This window comes from Tenacibaculum geojense (assembly GCF_042676005.1).
In the GTDB taxonomy this organism is placed as follows: domain Bacteria; phylum Bacteroidota; class Bacteroidia; order Flavobacteriales; family Flavobacteriaceae; genus Polaribacter; species Polaribacter geojense.
This window is the reverse complement of sequence record NZ_JBHTJR010000005.1, coordinates 1-3,854: the sequence shown is the minus strand read 5'-3', so window position 1 is coordinate 3,854 and position 3,854 is coordinate 1. Positions and strand designations below refer to the sequence as shown.

The 3,854-nt window shown below is 29.5% G+C and carries 4 protein-coding genes; all 4 read right to left on the bottom strand.

Annotation, left to right across the window (positions count from 1 at the left end; genetic code table 11):
- Positions 1–206: 206 nt before the first annotated feature.
- Positions 207–692 (bottom strand): hypothetical protein, encoded by a 486-nt coding sequence (locus ACFQ1U_RS00400; RefSeq protein ID WP_386104163.1) that lies wholly within the window; start codon positions 690–692, stop codon positions 207–209.
- 142 nt (positions 693–834) lie between these two features.
- Entirely contained in the window at positions 835–2,043 is a 1,209-nt protein-coding gene (locus tag ACFQ1U_RS00395; protein ID WP_386104161.1) for a DNA-methyltransferase, read from the bottom strand.
- Entirely contained in the window at positions 2,030–2,821 is a 792-nt protein-coding gene (locus ACFQ1U_RS00390; protein ID WP_386104159.1) for an ApaLI family restriction endonuclease, read from the bottom strand. Before ACFQ1U_RS00390 ends, ACFQ1U_RS00395 begins: the two co-directional genes overlap by 14 nt.
- 242 nt (positions 2,822–3,063) lie before the next feature.
- A complete protein-coding gene (locus tag ACFQ1U_RS00385; RefSeq protein ID WP_226697024.1) occupies positions 3,064–3,753 on the bottom strand; it encodes a VOC family protein in 690 nt (229 codons plus the stop codon).
- Positions 3,754–3,854 lie beyond the last annotated feature (101 nt).

The window sequence follows — 3,854 nt, the reverse complement described above, 5'->3', positions numbered from 1 at the left end:
ATGGAATGATTAGGTTCGTTATTTATTCTTTCAGTTATGATTTTCATTTTCAGGAACAGTTAAAGCTAACGGCTTCAGCTAAGAAATCGTTACGTTGGTTTTAGCGTAAACTTAATAAAAATATGACGAACATTTGTTCGTCAGCGTGATTTTCCCAAGTGGGAAAATCCGCAAGTAATGTTTTTTAGCTATTGTTAGCAACAGGTTTATATTGCTTCATATTTAGTTCCGATAAATTTTAATCTTTTTATTCCATTATTTAAACAGTCAGCATAATTTGTTTTCCATATTTTCAACTCAATAAAAGAGTCATTTTTTTCAACAATTCTGTATGTGCCAATTCTAAATCTCATTTTCATTCGCAAGAAAAAGATTTTAATTCTTGACTTTTCTTCCATAATCTTTTCTCCGTTAATAAATTCTAAATAATCAAATCGGTCAATATTTTCTCCAGCTATTTTTCTAAAATTATTTTTGTCAAAATAATAGATGTTTTTAGTTGTCAATAAAATCTTTTCTTTCTTATTGAATTTAATTAAAACCACTTCTAATTCATTATTTTCAAGATTTAAATTCTTTTCGGCTAAATTATCAGACTTATCAAATAATGTTATCCCTCTTGAATTTTCGTAATGTTTAATTTTCAATAAAATTTGTTCTCTTATATTTTCTTTTTTCTTTATTGTCTTCAAGAGAATGATTTTTTTGGGATACTTGTTGCTAACGGTCTCGTATAAGAATAGTAGCGGATTTTCAAGCACTAACTTTTCGGTTAAGCACAGACCTTATTTAGGTTTACTGATTTTGGTTTAAGCACTAAAACCGCTATTATTTTTATACATTGTTGGGCACAGTACTTTTTTCTTTCAACTTCTCAATTATCAATTCCTGTGATTGGATAATTTCTATATCAGATTCCAATTCAAAAAGTCGATTACCTCTTGATTCTTTTCGAGTTTGGATTACAATTTTTAGCCCAAATTCTTTTCCTTGACAAGATTTTTCAAGTTTTTCAATGGCATCATTAAGAGTTTCTCTTTTTCCTTGAATTTTAACAGGTACTGGTTTCTCGTTAAAATGCTTTCTTAAAAATCCATCAATTCCAGAGTTTCTTTGAACTGGTAAAGCATCAATACTTTTTAAAATTGCCATCTCATATTCTGATTTTTCAAGATAGCTGTTATAGCCTTTGTTTAATAATGCAGAATCTGTGATTATCATTTCTTCCAATCGTCTGTTCGCAAGTTCAACTGCATCTTGAGATGCATCAATTCCGATGAAATCTCTATCCATAGATTTAGCAGCAACACAGGTTGTACCACTTCCACAAAAAGGGTCAACAACTAAATCTCCTCTGTCTGTTACTATTTTAATTATTTCTTTTAAGAGTAAAACAGGTTTTTGTGTCGGATAACCAACTCTTTCTTTTGCTTTAGGGTTTAAATAAGGAATTTCCCAAGTATCTGATAACGGAACGCCTTTTTTTTCTTTTCCTAAAACAATGTTGCCATCTTCATCTGTTTTGTAAATTGACTTACCATTTGCATTTTTTTTTCTGTCTTGTAATATTTGGTCAATATTTGTTGTAGCTGCGTAATTAGTATAATATTGATTGAATTTAAAATGCTTACTTTTTGAATAGAAGTATATATTTTGATGCGAGTTTAAAAGCCCTTTCTTAGAATTAGACCATCTTTTATAACTCCAAATAATTTCACTTTGGAAGTTTTTCATACCAAAAACTTTGTCAAGAGTTACTCTGATATAATGAGAAGCAACTTTGTCACAATGAAGAAAAACACTACCAGTTTCTTTTAAAATTCTTTTACATTCCTTTAAACAAGCCTCAATTAAATCGAGATAGTCATCTAATGAATCCCAACTATCACTGAATTCATATTTTTTTGATTCATCTCTAGTAACTAATGAATGTTTTTTTTGAGTAAAAAACGGTGGGTCAAAATATACTAAATCAACAGAGTTAGATTCTAATTCTGTCAATTTATTAATACAATTACCTTGATATATTTTATTTACTTCCATCAGCACTAGTTTTTTTATCTGCGATAGAAGTTAGGATTTCTAATAAGTCGTATCCAGTATATTTTTTGACAAAATTCCAAGCTTCATCTCCTCCATAATATTCTCCTTTTACACCTTTATAGTAAGTAGCGAGTATTTTTTGAATTTTAATTGCTTGTTTCCTTTGAGGATAATAAAACATAACTCGAATTGGTTTATAACCGTAACTAGTTATACACTCAACTCTTGTATGCTCCTTTGTTATATGGTCTCCATCTGTAGTTGCATCTCGCCATTTGATTTCAATAGCATTATTGTCATCTAAAAAGTCAATTTCAAAGGTTTTAGGTTTAGAGCCTACTGTATTATCTACAAGCGTTCTCTTTCCTTTTAAATTGTTAAACTTGAAACATAGAACAGTTGCTTCCTCTAAAAAAGAGCCTGCATATTTGTAGAGAAATCGTCCCGTGTTTTGATAAACATCAATTAATTGACCTCTTTCATTAGAAATTCCCAAAACTCTATAAATTAGATAATGTGAATTATCATCTTCGAGCATTTCTTCTTTTCTATCCTCTATCTTTCCATTCAGAGTTTCAGCATATCTATTGGAAAGCTCTTCAATTTTTGAATATAATAACTCATAGTCTGTCCCGTCCTTTTTCGCTTGCAGGATTTGTTGATTGCCGTATGTTTCTGCATCCTCCATTAAAGTGTTTCTGGTTTTTCCTTTTGTCTCAATTCCTAAAGATTTACAGTAATCTACAAGTTCTTTTTTATTCAATTTATATAGTTTCAATTAGTTCTTAAATTTTAACAAATTTACGAAATTTAAATTCTTTCGCAGAGCTGTTTTTGGGTATTGTGCCCAATGGCTTCGGCTATGATTAGTGCGGGAATAGGGAAGTGGTGGCTTTCCGATTTAGCACTAAGACGAAGCATTTTGTTTACTTTTATTTTTTTCTGTTCAAAAGTCAAATCAAAATGATTTGACGACTTTATAAAAATACACTAAACTTTGGATTAAATACCAAAACCGCATTAATTATAGCCATTGTTGGCGGTAGTTTTTATTTTTTCATTTTTATACTCTATATAATATTCTCTTTCCTTATTTTCAATAACTGCTTCAAATGGTTCAGGTTTTATTTTTATTGATGTTGGAAACCAAATGTCTTTTAAATTATAGTTTGGCAAAAGAAAAATTCCTTCTTGTGAACCATTTGTTCCAAATCGTTCAATATCTCCTTTCCAGTATTCTGTTTGTAATTCAGTTTGAAGTTGGTCATTTGTCTTTTTAACATTGACAGTTGGCATTCCCATTTCATTTACTCCTAAAACTTTAGAAATATCAAACTCATCAGAATCATCATTTTTCAAATCGTATCGCACAATAAATTCCGCTATATTTCCACTTGCATCATAAAAGTAAAAAGAGTCAGCATTCCAAGATTCAAAATTTTGAACCTTTCTATTATTTTCAATTTGAATTATCTCAGTTCTTTTTTCCATCCACTTTAAGGCTTGGTTCAATTTATTTGAAGGGATTAAAAAACAATAATGATATTTATGTTCTCTTTCTGTTTTTTCAAATGATAATTCACTCCAACCAATTTTTACAGAAAAACAATTAGCATTTTGTTCTAAAACTTCAAACCCTAAAGTCTTTGAGTAAAACTCTAATTCTGATTCTAATTTATTAGTGTAAAGTTTTAACTTCTTAAATTTCATTATCTATTCTATTCAGTTTTTAATTACCGCCAACGGCTTAGTATAACCCGTCAGTTATCGGGCTAATTTAGCCAAAAGTTTTTAGTTATATACTAGCTTAA

Bases quoted from the DNA above. Each gene is read 5' to 3' on its own strand.
- ACFQ1U_RS00395 (WP_386104161.1), bottom strand. From the start codon at position 2,043: ATGGAAGTAAATAAAATATATCAAGGTAATTGTATTAATAAATTGACA.
- ACFQ1U_RS00385 (WP_226697024.1), bottom strand. From the start codon at position 3,753: ATGAAATTTAAGAAGTTAAAACTTTACACTAATAAATTAGAATCAGAA.